Source organism: Candidatus Zixiibacteriota bacterium (assembly GCA_035380245.1).
GTDB lineage: Bacteria > Zixibacteria > MSB-5A5 > GN15 > FEB-12 > DAOSXA01.
The window spans coordinates 999,905-1,015,423 of sequence record DAOSXA010000001.1; the positions used below are offsets into that span (position 1 = coordinate 999,905).

The window sequence follows — 15,519 nt, forward strand, 5'->3', positions numbered from 1 at the left end:
GCTGAAAGGAGCATTAAAATGAAACATACATTGCCCGAACTCGGATACGCTTACGATGCCCTGGAGCCTTATATCGATGCCCGTACCATGGAAATCCATCACACCAAACATCACCAGGGTTATATCAACAAGCTCAACGCAGCCCTCGAGGGTCATGCGGCTCTGGCCGAGAAGAGCGCCGAAGAACTGGTAAGCAACCTCGATGAGGTTCCGCAGGAGATTCGCACCGCTGTTCGCAATCAGGGCGGGGGACATGTGAACCATACGTTCTTCTGGAAGATTCTCAAGAAGGGCGTCGAATTCAAGGGCGAGATTGCTGAGGCCATTACGGCCAAATACGGCAGTCTTGACCAGTTCAAGAAAGAGTTCGCCGCCACCGCCATGTCGGTGTTCGGTTCCGGCTGGGCCTGGCTGGTAATCGGCAAGGGGGGTGAAATTCAGATTATGGGTACTTCCAACCAGGACAGCCCGCTGTCGCACGGCAAAACACCGGTGCTAGGTCTCGATGTTTGGGAGCATGCCTATTATCTCAAGTACCAGAGTCTCCGCAACGAATATATCGAGGCGTTTTTTAACGTCATCGACTGGGAGGCGGTTAACGAGAATTATAAAAAGACTCGTGAGGTGGTTGCGACCAACTGAAAGCAGCTCGCTGAAGATAAGAAAACCCGCCTTGGTAACGGCCAAAGCGGGTTTTCCATTTGATTTAATGAGCGTGATCGCAAACCGCTTTCACGGCAAATCCCAGAGCGGAGGGGAGTGTTGAGAAACCTTTTTTTGTGGCAGAAATAAGCCCTGCTGCTACGTATTAAAGAATCTCAACCTCGCGTAGCGGGCGGCCTTGTGTCGCCCACATTACGTTTGTGGTTTGTTGAATATCCACGCGTATAACTTTTTCAAAGTATTCAAAGCGGAATCAGCCCCTATTGCTTATTCATGGCATCGTCAGTTGGTGAGTTGATCCGGCAGCTTTTTATTCTTCATTATCGAACAGGCCAATATCGTCGCCCGGTATTGTCCATAATTCTCAAAACAGCCTTTTCCTGCAGATTTCTCTTGGTATTTCGAGAACCTTTGTATATTTCGGTTGAACCCGGTTTGCCGAATCCGTGGGCTTTGCGGGTCGTATAAGAGAGTACCAAGTATACCGCCTTACAGTTTTGTCGCGTTGCGGGCCATTTTGAGGCCTTGTCCATGACAGACAACATACATGAAATCTGGGACCTTGTGCTCCAGGGAAATCATGCTGCCTGGCAGAAACTGGTAGCGACTTATTCACCCCTGGTTTTCAGCATTGCCGTCCGGGTCGGTCTCGAAACCGCCGATGCCGAAGACTGCGCCCAATACACCTGGCTGGCGCTTTATCGGCGACGGTTCACAATTAAAGATCCGGTCAGTCTCCCGGCCTGGTTAATTCGCACCACCCATCGACGAGCCATCTACATCGCTCAGCGACTGAGGCCGATCAGGAGTGATTCCGAACAGGATCGGACGCCGTCGCCTCGACTTCCCGATGAAATCGTTCAACAGCTAGAATACGAAGCGGTAGTCGGACAGGCCATGAGACAAATGGACTCTCGCTGTCAACGTCTGATCCGTGCGCTGTATCTTGGGGCGACTCAGGTCAGCTACAACCAACTGGCTCGCAGTCTTGGAGTTAACATCAACTCCATAGGTTCTTTGCGTTCTCGCTGTCTCAACAAACTTAGAAGAATTTTAAAAATAATGGGCTTCGAATGGGACTAAATTCGCGTCTCGATGATCCTTGGGGTGAAAAAAGAGCGGAATACGTAAAAAAATGAAACGCAACAGCGACAAAAAACTCTCTAAATCCAGGCAAAAGGCCGGTTCGACTTCAAGTCGCAAAACACGGATCCCGGCCCTGGAAGATATCCTTGGTACCGCTCTTAATTTTGGATCTACCGCTTTGGCTGAGCCATCCGATGAGATGATCCAGCGTTGCAGTACGATTCCGATGTTGTTCGAACCGGTCGACCCGGACCATCCCGCATCCGGCAAACTTACTTACGATTCCTGGTCGACGGCCTTGTCACCGAGTCTTCGCGACACGATCGACGGTCATGTCCGCCGCCTGCGTTTCGAGGCGGGTCGCTATACGATAGAAATCGTAGCGGAAAAACGCCGACAGGTCTGGGAGTTCACCGCGCGAATATACAAAGGTAGTGAAGTCGCCCACGATTTCGTGCTGCGGGTCGGCGGACGCCGTTTCCTGGCCGGTCCGGGCGGTTTCTTTTTCTGGTCCTCGCGGCAGGTGCCGAGGCTCGTACAGGCGCTTTCTTACGATCACATCATTCAATTCGATGAGATAGCATGGTAACCGAAGCCGACATATCACGCAGGGCGGTTGAAGAATTTTTGCAGACCGGGGCGCTGGGTTCATCCGGCCAGGCCGAGATGGTTGCCGCCTGTGACCGTCTCGTCCGCACCGAGACACAGCGGTCGGCTGATTCATCTATAGCGCTCGGACGGAGCTTCCTGACCCGGGCCGGACAACTCGACGACCGGGCCAGGGCAATTGCCCTACGCGCGCTCGGCTGGGCCCTGGTTGTTGCCGGTCAATATCAAGAGGCGCGGAAGCATTACCTGGCGGCCCGAGAAATTGTCAAAAAGGACGCCATGGCGCGTGCTCGGATCGATCGTATCCTGATTGATATCTACATGTATCTGAACGATTTCAACGAAGCACGCAAACGGGCCGGGATGGCGCTCGGCACATTCCGGCGACTCAAAGCTCAGGCCGACATCGCCAAGACCCAGGTCAATTTTGCCAACCTGCTGCATCGCATGGACCGCCATCGTGAGGCGCATCGTCGTTATCAGCAGGCGGCTGTTTATTTCGAGGGTACCGGTGCTGAAGTAGCGGTTGCCTTGTGTTATTACAACCAGGCCAACACCCTGGTACAACTTTTCGATTTCGAACGAGCGATAGAACGTTATCGCTCGGCGCACGAACTGTTTACCCGTCACGGCCATCAACTGCACGCCACTTCGTGCCTTTACGGTCTGGCCTGGATCCACATGCTGCAGGGAGATTTTCATCGCGCCCTGATCGAGCTTAACGAATGTGAGACATCCTATCTTCAGGGCGGTCAGCGTCGGGAAGTGGTCCTTTGCCGTCTCGATCGAGCTGAGGCGTTCCTGGGATTGAACTTATATCAGGATGCGCTGCATGACGCCCGCCGGGCGATTACCTCGGCCAGAGATCTGCAAATTAAATACGAATTAGCCAAGGGCTGTTTTTTCGGAGCACAGGCCTTGTCCGGACTGGGCCGTAACGCCGAAGCGCGACAGATGTTGAAGGATGCCGGTCGCAATTTCGAAGCGGTGCGTAACGAAGGTTTCAGTGCGGCTGTAGCGCTGACCGAAGCGCGTCTTGACCGGTCGGCCAAAAACCGCACGCTTAAAATGAAAGCGGCCCGCCGCCGTTTCCGCCGAGCGCAGTTGCCGCTCTGGGCCGCTATATGTGATCTTCAAATTGCCTCCCAGACCAGCGATGACGACCGCGCCCTCGACCGGCTGGCACGCAATTCCGCCGTGCATACCGTCCCGCATCTTTTAGCCGGTTATCACACTCTGCGTGGTGATCGTTGCGCCGAGGCGGATGATCTGGATCGAGCGATCGGCCACTGGTCGCAGGCGGCCGAGCTGCTCGATGCCGTCCGCGCCAAGCTGCCTCCGGTGGAAATGAGGTCGTCGTTTTTTGCCACGCGCAGTGAACCGCATCGCAAACTGGTGGAATCTCAGGCCGAACGGGAGCCGCTCAAGGCGGCGGTGTGGTCGGAACGTCTTAAGACCACCGGACTCTGGTCAACGCTGAGCGATCCCGCCGACAAGCCCGAACGACAGCGCGTGACCGAAAGCCTGGCACAGCTTGCCGATCAGGTGGCCTCGATCAGCGGCAATCTGAACGATCCCTCGGAACGCGGCCTCTCCGTGCGCCGCCGTCGCTCCCGCCGCCTGCTGGCCATGCAGCGAGAAGTGCGCGATGGTCTCGCCGCGGTCGAAAAAGCCCAGGGGGATATTTCCACTTTCGAACAAATCGCGGCCGGGTTCGCCCGCCGTTCTTATCAAATGCCGATTGTCCAGTTCTATGTCGGACCTCAGGATATCGTCGCTTTCGTGCACCGACGCGGTGAGTGCCGTTCGTATCGTTATGCCGACGGCGCTCTTACGCTACGACATCTGATCGGGCAATGGCGCTATTTCGTCGAATGCGTCCCGAACCGGCGGGGGAAACTACGTCGATCGGAACTGGATGATGAGACACGCATACTTTCACGTATCGGTCATTGGCTGCTGCCGCCGCTGGAGATTCCGGCTCAGAGTCGCCGGGTGCTGATTATCCCCGAGGGCCAGTTGAGTGGTTTGCCCTGGCAGGCGTTGCGCGGCAACGGGGGAACCTGTCTGCTGGATCGCCACGAATTGGTTTTCTCGCCGAGTTTGCGGCATTACGAGTTTGCTCGCGAGCAGAATTGTCGCTCGCAACAGGCTCGTGTGTTCGTCGGTCCGGTCGACGGACTTCGCCATGTCCGGGATGAACTGGATATGGTTCTTGACAGCCTCGGCGATCTGTCCGTCCAGGTTGCCGATCCCTGTCGTCGTGAGGACTGGCCGGAAAGCGGCAGCTATCGTCTCTGGCATTACACCGGGCATGCTTCGTTGCGTACTGACAATCCGTTCTACTCTTCGTTGCATCTGGCTGATGGACCGATGTTCGCGGCCGACTTTCGCCTGCGCCATAACCGCGTCGCACTCGTTACCCTGGCTGCCTGCCGGACCGGGCAACAAGCGGGTCTTCCGGCCGAGGAATCAGCCGGACTCGTGCGGGCATTGCTGGAAATGGGCGCACGTACGGTAGTTGCCGGTAACTGGGCCGTAGCCGATAAATCCACGTCCGTTTGGATGAGCGAACTCTATCGAAATTATATAGATGGCAATAAGCCTGCCGAAGCGGTACGCCGGTCTTCTCTGGCGGTGCGGGAACGGTATCCTTCAGCTTACCACTGGGGAGCGTTCTCCGCTTTCGGCGCTGACTGAAAAGGTATATGAATACTTATCCAAGAGGTACCGATTATGCATCACACTCCTGATCCCAAACGACTGATCCGGACGATATCCACGGGATGTGTGCTTTGCCTGTTGTTTCTGGCGGTGACGGCCCTGGCCAGTGATGGTTCCGGCAATACCGTGCTGGACAAAGGCACCACCAAGGCTTCCGATCCGATAGTCACATCCGTTTACGTACCGGGTCAACTGGTTGTCAAATTCGCCGAGGATATCAACTCTGTCGATGCCGTTATCGAAGGTGTCGGAATGGGAGTTGCCGGTTATCTGGGTCACTCGGGGGCGTATCTGATCTACGTCAACGATGGAATCGATCTGGAGCAAATCAGCGGTCAGTTGGCCAACCAGCCGGAAGTGGAATACGCCCACCCGAACTACCATTTCGTGCAATTGCATCCGGTGCAGGGGAGTTATCCTTTTCCCGATGAGGCCAGTTCCGGCAGCTATCATCAACAGCCTGCGGCAGATCTGCTGAACCTCGATGATGCTCAGATGTCGGCCACGGGCGCCGGAGTCACGATTGCGGTGATCGACGGCGGCATGAAGTTAACGCACCCGTTGTTCGAGGGGAAAGCCGTTTCGGCGTATGACTTCGTTGACGGTGATATCGATGCCTCCGATGAGACCGGTGGGCCGTCTTCCGGGCACGGAACCTTCGTCGGCGGTGTCCTCCATCTCATGGCTCCCGATGCGGAACTTCGCTCTTACCGGGTAATCAACATCAACGGTTACGGTGACGGTTTCACGCTGGCCAGAGCGATCGAGCAGGCGGTTGAGGACGGCTGTGATGTCATCAACCTCAGCCTCGTGCTTACTGAACGGCATCTGGCCGTTCGTGATGCCATTGCCTATGCCGTTTCGCAGGGAGTGGCGGTATTTGCAGCGGCCGGCAATGAAAATGTTTCGGATCTGACCTATCCCGCCGCTGAAGATGGCGTGACGGCCGTAGCAGCGATCGAAGATGATCTGACTCTCTCGGACTATTCGAACTTCGGTAATTTTATCGATCTCTGCGCTCCCGGATCGGACATCTACTCGGGATATCTGGGAACCGATTATGCCTGGTGGAGCGGTACCAGTTTCGCCACACCGTTCGTAACCGGCACGGCCGCGCTGCTTATTCAGAGCGATCCCGATATTACACCGGCCGCGTTAAGCTGGATTCTGAGAAATACGGCCGATGATATCGACGGCGTCAATCCAACTATTGCCGGATTGCTCGGCGCCGGGCTGGTTGATCCAGTTGCCGCTTTGAATGTCGCAGGCTCGGGCGATTATGCTACCGTTACCCCCGACACCCTCATCATTGAGGTGGTCCAGGGTGGACAGTATGTCTATTCCCCGATGGGAATAGCGTGGATCCAGTCTACCAACGCTCCTGCCGACTACACCTACGAGTTGATCGAAGTGGACTCGATCTTTGCCAATGTATTTCCGGGGACCGGTCGGACCAACGACTCGGTGATCGTTATGGCGGCTGAATTCGCGGATGAAGGCGATTATTACAACATTATCCGATTCTGGGTAGACGGCATTGTCGATCCCGTTGATCTGGTGGTTTGTCAGAGAGTGGTGCCCGGAACTCCGCCGGACCCGACGGCCGTCGCCTCTCCGTCGTATTTCCAATTTATCGACGAAACAGGCGCGACAACACCGTACTACGGCGCGTCATTGATCAGCTCGACCAACGCCCCGGCGGCTTTCTCGGCGACGATTGTCACGGGATCGGAATTCCTGTCTCTCATAACAACTTCTGGGACTACCAACGACGACAGTCTGTATTTCAGCGTCGACCCGTCGCTGATCGGCACACCGGGCTCTTACGGAGGTATTATCGAAGTATCCGTCGAGGGTATCTCCGGCGCACTGGGCATTCCAATCACGCTGGTCATAAGTGATACCACGCTCGTCGGAGACAGCGCCTGGGTCATGATCGAGCCGGACTCGATTTTCTACCTGCCCCAGGGAGATGAGGTCGGCGCCAATGGCGTTATACATGTCTATTCAACCAACGCTCCGGCTCCATACCTGATCGGTATCTACGGCACGGAGTCCTTTGTGATGATGGAAGAACCTGTCGGTATCACCGATGAGGACCTGGACTTCACCGTCTCAGCGGAAGGGCTGGAGCCGGGCTGGTATTACGACACGATCAAGGTCTGGGTCGACGGAGTAACGAATACGGAAGTAGACCAGATCATCACCCTGGTGGTTGGAGATGATACTTCGGAAAACAATCCTCTGACTCTCTGGCCCGATATCGCCTCGTTCAACATGCCGGCCGGTGTGGACAGCATGTTGCTGCAACCGATTCTGGTCAGTTCCCCGAATCCACCTACCCCGTATTTGGTGACTGTCAGAGACGACAATGACTTCACGGTGATGTTCGACAGCAGCGGTTATACCAACGAGAATTTCTTCGTCGGTATCGTCACGGCAGCTTCCATGGCTCCGGGAACTTACGTCGACACGCTGGACTTCCGGGCCAACGGAGCGGGTGATCCGGTGCCGTGCGTATTGTCGCTCGTGATCGAGGAAAACTCCGGCGGTTATGACAGTCTGTTCGTACTGACTCCATCGGAAGTAACGATCTACATGCCGGAGGGAACGGACACGTCGCTCGATGTGAGCGTTCTGGTGAGTTATCCGGGTGATCCGGAAGGTTATTACGTTGAGATCCAGGGGATCAACGATCTGGTGCAACTTGAGACGACGACCGGTTATACGGGTGACTATTTCGACTTCACTATGGTCGGTTTGTCCAGTCTTACGGCCGGTATTTATGTCGACACGCTGGCTTTCTATCTCGATAACGACGCCTTGCCGGACGCCGGCCCGGTGTACTGCTATCTGCAGATCAACGTCAGCGACACGACTTCCGGCGGCGGCGGTACCGGTGGTGACGGTAGTGCCTGGCTCGACCCTTACTGGATGCGATTCGTCGCGTATGAAGGAGACACGGATATTCAGGAACGCACGACCGTAATTCACTACGCCGACTCGCTGGCAATGTTTATCGGCCATGTGCTTGGCGGTCCCGAGAGCTTCGTCTCACTTCGTGATACCCTGGGAACGGTAGGCGACATGATTTTTATCGAGGTCGATCCGACCGGGTTCATGGAGGGTCTATACCATGACTCGATTCTGTTCGATGTCGAGGGTTATGAAGGCGTGCTGGTGTTTGAAGTAGCTCTGGCAATCGGCGCCGACACGTCTCAGCAGGTGACGGCTCTGAACAACTTCCCGAATCCGTTCAATCCCCAAACCACCATATCGTTCAGTCTGGCTGCTCCGGGCCGGGTGCAACTTCGTATTTATAACGTGCTCGGTCAGGAAGTGGCTACGCTGGTCGATGATCGCCTGGAGAGCGGACAGCATGAGTTTGTCTGGAACGGCACATCTTCGAGCGGTCACCCCGTCGGCTCCGGAGTGTATTTCTACCGGCTGACAACGGACAACACCACGGCCACACGCAAACTTCTCCTCTTACGGTAAGGGCTGCCGTAAATTTCCTCTGCTGCAATAGGTAGTAGTATTAATCGACCCGGTGATCATCCCCCGATCACCGGGTTCGTTTTATACGGTTGTAGACGGAATAATGCGGCTTTGCCGGGGTATCCATTGACATCACTCGCATTGTAGAGTATAATAACTGACCGACTGGTCGGTATTGAAGATTGAGAAATACGATGGCTCCGAGAACCGCGGATAAAGAATCGAAAAGATTACAGATCCTGTCGGCTGCGCTTCAGGTGGTGGCACGCAAAGGAATGCACGGCTTCAAGATGATTGAAATAGCCGAGCAGGCCGGGGTAGGCAAGGGCACTCTCTATGAATACTTCCCCAGTAAAGAGAAGATGCTTTCCGGGGTTTTCGAGATGTTCTTCGCCGAATTTCTCGAATACATAGGGAAACGGATGGCCGGAATCGAGGACCCGGCGGAAAAGATTCGGCGCTATGTCGTTTATTCGATTGAATTCCTGTGCGAACGCGAGGATCTGGTGGACGGTCTTTTCGATTTCTATGCCGGTGGTATCCCGCGCAAGAACGGCGCCTCACCGCTTTTTGAAATGACCGATGCCTATCGCAAGGCGATTGCGGACCTGGCCGGTATAATCGAAAAGGGAATCGCCCGGAAAGTGTTTCGGCCGGTCGACGCACGATTTTTCGCCGCGATGATCCTGGCGACAATCGACGGCCTCTGGTTCCAGATGGCGCTCCGGGTAACGCCAATGAAAAAGGGTATAAACGGCCCCAGGTTGGCAGACATGATTTTGTCGGGATTGAGTAACCGGGCGGCCCGAAGTAAGAAAAAAAGCTCCAGGACAAGGGAGATAAAGCAATGATTCGGATATGGACGACAACGGGGCTGGTGGTTTTGTTGTGCGTGGTCGCGGTCCGGGCGCAGTTGAAAAAGAGCGGTGATCCGCTGGTCGACAGCCTGGTCAACGAGGTGGATCGGCTCTATCGTTCATCCAGCAGTTATGCCGAGATGGAGATGGAGATCGTCACTCCCCACTGGCAGCGAACCCTGAAGATGGATGCCTGGAGCGAGGGGATGGACAAGACTTTCATTCGCATCAACGAACCGCTGAAAGAAAAAGGGGTTACCACGCTGCGGATCGACAACGAAATGTGGAACTACCTTCCCAAAACCGACAAAGTGATGAAAATACCGCCGTCGATGATGATGGGTTCCTGGATGGGCTCCGATTTCACTAACGACGACCTGGTCAAGGAGTCCTCGTTTTTCGATGATTATTCCTACGAGTTGATTCCCTCCGACAGCGGCGATGAGAATCTTTATTACATCAACTGCATCCCGCGTCCGGACCTGGCCGTGGTGTGGGGCAACATCGTGATAGGGGTCGAGAAAGATACGCGCCTTCCGGTCTGGCAGCGCTATTATGACGAAAAGAAGGAGTTAATGCGGGTGATGACTTACTCCGACGTCAGGACTTTCGACGGCCGTACGCTCCCCGCGACGATGGCGATGGTGCCGACGACCAAGGAAGGACACAAGACGGTGATTCGTTATACCGTGGCAAAATTCGATATCAAGCTGGACAAGGATATTTTCTCGCTCAGGAATCTTCAGTCGGGGCAGTAACGGATATGTCGATGCTCACATTTCGCATAGCGGCCCGCAACGTTTTTCGGCAAAAACGAAGAACGTTGTTAACGGTGCTGACGATGATGGGCGGTTTTACTCTGGCCTCGATTTCGATTGCCTTTTCCGACGGCAGCTATGCGAATATAATCAGCACTTTTACACGCACGCAAATGGGGCATATCCAGATCCACGGCAAGGGCTATCTGGATCGTCCGACTCTCTACAACACGATCGACGATTACGAAACGGTCGGTGCGGCGATTGACAGTGTGGCCGGAGTGATAGCCTGGTCGCCCCGGGTGTATTCGGCCGGGCTGGGTTCGGTCGGCGAAAAAACGACTGCGGTGCGAATCGTGGGAATCGATCCCGAGCGTGAAGAAACGGCGACGAGATTCGACAAGAAGATTATTTCCGGCAAGAGTTTTATGCCCGGTGCGACGCACCGGACAATTCTCGGCAAGGGGCTGGCAATCGTTCTCAAGGCCGGTCCCGGCGACACATTGGTAGTGGTTTCGCAGGGAGCGGACGGCTCGATTGCCAACGATGCTTACGAGATTATCGGTACGGCCGAGACCGGTGATGAAGTTGGCGATCAGAACACGATGTACCTGAGCCTGACTGATGCGCAGGATTTGTTGGTGCTGTACGGAAGAGCCCACGAGATGGTGGTGATAGTTGATAATCTGGACGACGTGCTCGATCTGGCGGATCAAATTCAGGCCTTGCCGGCGCTTCAGAAATACGATGTGTCCCCCTGGCAGAAATTCGCGGCTTCGTTTTACACGGCGATGCAGGCCGACCGTCAGGGGACCTGGATTATGCTGGGCATTATCGTGCTGATCGTTTCGGTCGGGGTGCTCAACACTGTTCTCATGACCGTTCTGGAGCGCCGCCGCGAGTATGGGGTGCTTCGCGCCATAGGCGTACGACCGGGCCAGGTGGTGCGACTGGTTTTGTACGAAGTGGCTGCGATGGATGTGGTCGCGGTGTTGTTCGGTGCAGTCGTGAGCCTTGGGGTAAATTACTGGCTGAGCCGGACCGGAATCGACATGGCGCAGGCCTTTACGTACGGAGGCATGGAGTTCAAAACCATGTATTCGGAAGTGAATCTTCAGAGTTTCACAATCCCGGCGATAACGGTAACGGCAGCGGCGTTGCTGGTAAGTGTAATTCCGGCGCTCAAAGCGGCTCGAACGGCTCCGGCCAAAGCGATGCGGACGCACTGAGGAGAAGCGGCGATGAAACTGTACATTAAGCTGGCCTGGCGCAATATCATGCGCAACAAGCGGAGGACGATTATCGCCGGTCTGGCGCTTGGAATCGGTCTGGCGTCGCTGATTTATACCGATGCGCTCTGGATCGGGCTTGAAGACAACATGATCGCATCGGCGACCTCATCGTTCCTGGGCGAGGGGCAGATCAATCGCGAGGGATTCCGGCGAACGTTCGAAGCGGAGTTGACGATCAATGATCTCGATTCGGTCATGGCCCGGCTTTCACGTGAGCCGGAGGTAGAACATTTTACCGAACGAGTGCTCGGTTTGGGGATGATCAGTTCTCCGGCCAATATCAGTTCGATCAGCATGGTGGGGATCGATCCGGCCACCGAGCCGCCGCTCTCGCAAATCGACGAGGCGTTGACCGAGGGGAAATATCTGAGCGGCGACAATCCCCGTGATCTGCTTATCGGTCGCAAACTGGCCGAGTTGCTCGAGGTCGAGTTAGGCGACCGGGTGGTGCTGACGGTTGCGGAAGCGCACACCGGTGAGTTGTCTCAGGAGATGTTTCGCGTCAGCGGGATCTTCTTTTTCAACGTCGCCGAAATGGATCAGAGCATGGCGTTCGTACAGTTGAATCAGGCCCGGAAGATGCTCGGGATCGAAGGACAGGCACATCAGATAGCGATAGATTTCACGCACCGCGATATTGGCCGCGACCGTAAGAATCCGTTCTGGGCGCGATATTCAACTGACGGCAACGAGGCGGCCGGCTGGGTGGTGCTGTTGCCGCAGCTTGAGGGTGTGTTCGAGATGTCGCAATTCTCGACATTGTTGCTGGGGATCGTGCTGTTCGCGGTGGTGGCGCTGGTGATAATTAATTCGTTGTTCATGTCGCTCTACGAACGGATGTTCGAATTCGGGGTGCTTCGAGCGCTGGGCACACGGCCGCTTTCGATGGGTCGCCTGATCGTTCTCGAAGCCGGAGCCCTGGCGGTAATCTCGATCGTGCTGGGGGCATTACTCTGTCTGGCGGCGCTGCTGATCACCGATCATTATGGAATCGACTACGGCGGCATCGAATTCGCCGGGGTAACTTTTCGCGATTTGCTCTATCCGGTCGTGGAACCGAGTCAGTTTATCGTTTATCCCGTGGCGGTGTTTTTATTCACCCTGCTGATCGCTCTTTATCCGGCCGCCTATGCCGCCCGGCTCAAACCGGCCGAGGCTATGCGAAGATCATTTTAGGAGATTGAAATATGTCCGAGACCAAGCCAAACGCGGTTATCGTCACCGAAGGGGTGACCAAAACCTACGAGGACAACGGCGTGCCGGTGAAGGCGGTCAAAGGGATCGACCTGACTGTCGAGCGCGGGGAGTTCACCGCTATCGTGGGGCCGTCCGGGTCCGGTAAAACCACATTTCTGAATATCATATCGGGATTGGATACGGTAACGGAGGGAAAGGTCTGGCTCGACGGCAAGTTGCTGTCGGAAATGTCCGGACGGGAGTTATCGGATTTTCGGCGGGACAATATCGGTTTCATTTTTCAGGCTTACAATCTGATACCGGTTTTATCGGTAAGGGAGAATGTGGAGTATGTCATGCTTCTCCAGTCGATCCCGGCCGATGAACGAAAACGGCGCGTTGACGATATCCTGGCCCAGGTCGGCCTGGCCGACTATGCCGACCGTCTGCCGACCAAACTCTCCGGTGGACAACAACAGCGCGTGGCCGTAGCGCGGGCGATGGTCTCCCGGCCGGTTCTGGTGCTGGCCGACGAACCGACCGCCAACCTGGATTCGAAAACCGGCGCCGATCTGCTCGATATGATGCGCGATCTGAACCGCTCGACCGGGATGACTTTCCTCTTTTCGACTCACGACAACATGATCATGGAGCGAGCGGCCCGGCTGGTGACGCTCAAAGACGGTCTGATCGACAGCGATGAGGTGCGTGAATGAAAGCGCGGTTTATCGGTTTGCTGTTGCTGGTTCTGTCGCTGATGTATTTTGGAGCATTGACGGGACAGGCCTCGGAAAAATTCTCCGTGAACGGGTATTACAAATCGTTCATGGTTTGTTACGAACTGCCGGATATCGGTGATTCGCTCCTGTCGGTCGATTTGCCGCCGCTCGGGAGTGTGGTGAACCGACTCAGGATCAACGCCGACTGGCGACCGAACGACTGGTTGTCGATCAATTTCGCCTACGATCTCGCCCCGACCGTACAGGATCATTTGCTGTTTTCATATCAACCGACGGCGATGACTTCGCCGGCTGAGGGGTACCGATTCGATGACCTCAAGCCGCGCCTCTATCCTGATCCGGACGATCCGGTGGCATCGTTCGGGCTGTATCATAATCTGGATCGGGCCAACGTAACGATCAGGCTCGATTTCGCCGATGTGACCATCGGTCGCCAGCCGATTGCCTTCGGCTCGGCGCGGGTGATTAACCCGACCGATATCCTGACTCCGTACAGCTATGGCACACTCGATACCGAGGATCGGCTGGGGATCGATGCCGTTCGCGTTCAGGCTCCTCTGGGATTCATGGGCGAGTTGGACGCCGGGGTAGTTGCCGGCGATGATTTCGATTCGGAAGAGTCGGCGGCGTATTTACGAGCCAAATACTACCTGTTCCGGACCGATGTCTCCGTGATCGCACTGGCGTTTCGTGAGAATTTGTTGATAGGTCTGGATATGGCGCGCTCGGTCGGTGGGGCCGGAGTCTGGCTCGAAGCGGCCCAGGTGTATGTCAACAGTTTTGCCGATCGTGACCAATACGCCGATGATTACACGCGCTTGAGCGCCGGGTTCGACTATGCCTTCTCGGGGGAGTCTTATTTCTTCTGCGAATATCATTTTAACGGTCCGGGGACGAATAAAGCCGAAGAATATGCGACAAACTCGGTCCAGACCGCTTATCTCGAGGGGGCGACTTATTTGATGGGAAAACATTATCTCACCCCGGGAATGAGTTATCAAATCACGCCGTTGTTGACTTCGGATGTAGAGCTATTGACGAACCTGTCTGACCCGTCGACCTACCTGCTCGTATCGGCCGAGTACAACCTGGCTCCGAACGTTTATCTGACGGGAGGCATGTACACCGGAATCGGTCGCAGTTTGAGCGACCGGCTGGAGTATCGGTCGGAGTTCGGGGCTTATCCGGATTTATTCTTCAGTTCATTTAGATGGTATTGGTAGTCTGTGGGCGGCAGACATTCCGCGTGTCATATCGATACGTGGTGTGGTCAGGTGTCTTTTGACTGCTTCTGTGGGTGGCTTTTACTGAGGAAGCGTAAGGGAGAGATCGCTGACGGCACATCGTTAGCAGGTTTTGGGAAGACTTGCCTTACTTGAAAAGAAACGTATAGAACTGGTTCAGGAAAATCGCTGCAACCAGAAGCGTCAGGACAACGCGAGTGATTTTATACACGGGACGGTCGGCGAAGGGCTGCGGTGTCTCACCGCGACGAACTTTGATAAACACCCGGCCATAGCCGAACAAAGAGCCGGCTATAAGCAATAACGCTATCGGGCCAATCATCCATATCCCGAATTGAAAGCGGACGACATAACAAGCCAACAACACGGCGATGGCGGCGAAGGCCCATTTCCCGGTAAGATTGGAGGGAAGTGAGATCTTGCGGCCGCTCATCAGCAACGATCCGGCCGCCAAAATAAGCAGGTCTCGGCCGATGATCACCGCCGCCAGCCAGATCGGGAGGTCGCGCGTGGGGATCAGGAGAATTACCAGCAATCCGGCAAAGATTTTATCGCAGACAGGGTCCAGAGCGATCCCCATCGGTCCCACCAGATTCATCTTGCGAGCGAGGAAGCCGTCGAGGGCATCGGTAACTCCGGCCACGATCACCAGCGCCAGAGCCACGAACGCCGCCTGAGGCTCCGGTTGAAATAGGTAGTAGCCGATCACCGGCGCGAGGATTACTCGCGAGAGACTGACCAGATTCGGCGGCTGTAAAATTTCGTATCGCGACATCGCTTATCGTGTTCCCTTCAACGGAATCAAAGTAAAACTACGCCTCCGAGCGCCCGGGTTCAAGCAGAAATACGGATTACCGAAATCTCTCCTGCAT

General features: G+C 55.4%; 12 protein-coding genes. 11 read left to right on the plus strand and 1 reads right to left on the minus strand.

All coding sequences use genetic code 11. The annotated features are described in order from the left end of the window. The first annotated feature begins 18 nt into the window (after positions 1–18). The 11 genes from PLF13_03875 (at position 19) to PLF13_03925 (ending at position 14,626) form a co-directional block, all read left to right on the plus strand. The gene (locus PLF13_03875) at positions 19–642 is read left to right on the plus strand and encodes a superoxide dismutase (protein ID HOP06410.1); all 624 of its coding nucleotides are present in this window, start codon (positions 19–21) and stop codon (positions 640–642) included. Between the two features lie 552 nt (positions 643–1,194). Next, positions 1,195–1,746 (plus strand): sigma-70 family RNA polymerase sigma factor, encoded by a 552-nt coding sequence (locus tag PLF13_03880; protein ID HOP06411.1) that lies wholly within the window; start codon positions 1,195–1,197, stop codon positions 1,744–1,746. 52 nt (positions 1,747–1,798) lie between these two features. Beyond that, the gene (locus PLF13_03885; protein HOP06412.1) at positions 1,799–2,338 is read left to right on the plus strand and encodes a hypothetical protein; all 540 of its coding nucleotides are present in this window, start codon (positions 1,799–1,801) and stop codon (positions 2,336–2,338) included. Next, entirely contained in the window at positions 2,332–5,058 is a 2,727-nt protein-coding gene (locus tag PLF13_03890) for a CHAT domain-containing tetratricopeptide repeat protein (protein ID HOP06413.1), read from the plus strand. The genes PLF13_03885 and PLF13_03890 overlap by 7 nt, the downstream gene beginning before the upstream one ends. A 36-nt stretch (positions 5,059–5,094) precedes the next feature. Continuing rightward, on the plus strand, positions 5,095–8,580 hold the full coding sequence (locus tag PLF13_03895) for a S8 family serine peptidase (protein ID HOP06414.1): 3,486 nt from the start codon (positions 5,095–5,097) through the stop codon (positions 8,578–8,580). Between the two features lie 194 nt (positions 8,581–8,774). Next, positions 8,775–9,431 (plus strand): TetR/AcrR family transcriptional regulator, encoded by a 657-nt coding sequence (locus tag PLF13_03900; GenBank protein HOP06415.1) that lies wholly within the window; start codon positions 8,775–8,777, stop codon positions 9,429–9,431. Then, positions 9,428–10,195, plus strand: coding sequence for an outer membrane lipoprotein-sorting protein (locus PLF13_03905; protein ID HOP06416.1), 768 nt, complete (start codon positions 9,428–9,430; stop codon positions 10,193–10,195). The genes PLF13_03900 and PLF13_03905 overlap by 4 nt, the downstream gene beginning before the upstream one ends. Before the next feature lie 11 nt (positions 10,196–10,206). Continuing rightward, positions 10,207–11,424 (plus strand): ABC transporter permease, encoded by a 1,218-nt coding sequence (locus PLF13_03910; protein HOP06417.1) that lies wholly within the window; start codon positions 10,207–10,209, stop codon positions 11,422–11,424. A 12-nt stretch (positions 11,425–11,436) separates the two neighbouring features. Beyond that, on the plus strand, positions 11,437–12,663 hold the full coding sequence (locus tag PLF13_03915; GenBank protein ID HOP06418.1) for an FtsX-like permease family protein: 1,227 nt from the start codon (positions 11,437–11,439) through the stop codon (positions 12,661–12,663). 11 nt (positions 12,664–12,674) lie between these two features. Further along, entirely contained in the window at positions 12,675–13,379 is a 705-nt protein-coding gene (locus PLF13_03920; protein ID HOP06419.1) for an ABC transporter ATP-binding protein, read from the plus strand. After that, positions 13,376–14,626, plus strand: coding sequence for a hypothetical protein (locus PLF13_03925; protein HOP06420.1), 1,251 nt, complete (start codon positions 13,376–13,378; stop codon positions 14,624–14,626). Before PLF13_03920 ends, PLF13_03925 begins: the two co-directional genes overlap by 4 nt. A 148-nt stretch (positions 14,627–14,774) precedes the next feature. Here the strand turns inward: PLF13_03925 and PLF13_03930 are convergent, their stop codons facing one another. Further along, the gene (locus PLF13_03930; GenBank protein ID HOP06421.1) at positions 14,775–15,422 is read right to left on the minus strand and encodes a CDP-alcohol phosphatidyltransferase family protein; all 648 of its coding nucleotides are present in this window, start codon (positions 15,420–15,422) and stop codon (positions 14,775–14,777) included. Positions 15,423–15,519: the final 97 nt, after the last annotated feature.